This is a genomic window from Chryseobacterium sp. SIMBA_028, from assembly GCF_046535285.1.
In the GTDB taxonomy this organism is placed as follows: domain Bacteria; phylum Bacteroidota; class Bacteroidia; order Flavobacteriales; family Weeksellaceae; genus Chryseobacterium.
This window is the reverse complement of the sequence record NZ_JAWRWZ010000782.1, coordinates 1-239: the sequence shown is the minus strand read 5'-3', so window position 1 is coordinate 239 and position 239 is coordinate 1. Positions and strand designations below refer to the sequence as shown.

Genomic DNA, 239 nt, shown 5'->3' with positions numbered 1-239 from the left:
AATTATTGGTTTTCCATGACGCATACCAACTTTAGTGGCTGTTTCTTTATCGGCACTTAAATGAACATGCTGACGGCTTCTTTTTTCAATTCCTTTTTCAACAATGGAATCAAGATTACTTTGAGCGGTTCCGTGATAGAGAAATTCCGGTGGCTGTTGTGGAATCAAAGCCAGATTAATATCGATAGAATGTCCCTGACTGGCTCTGATCATGGTTTTATCTTCATTAAAAGCAAAAC

At 38.1% G+C, this 239-nt stretch carries 1 protein-coding gene; it reads right to left on the bottom strand.

All coding sequences use genetic code 11. The features are described 5' to 3' along the window. The coding region (locus SCA31_RS25360) for an RNA 2'-phosphotransferase (protein ID WP_410699690.1) at window positions 1-239 on the bottom strand (239 nt) is incomplete at both ends.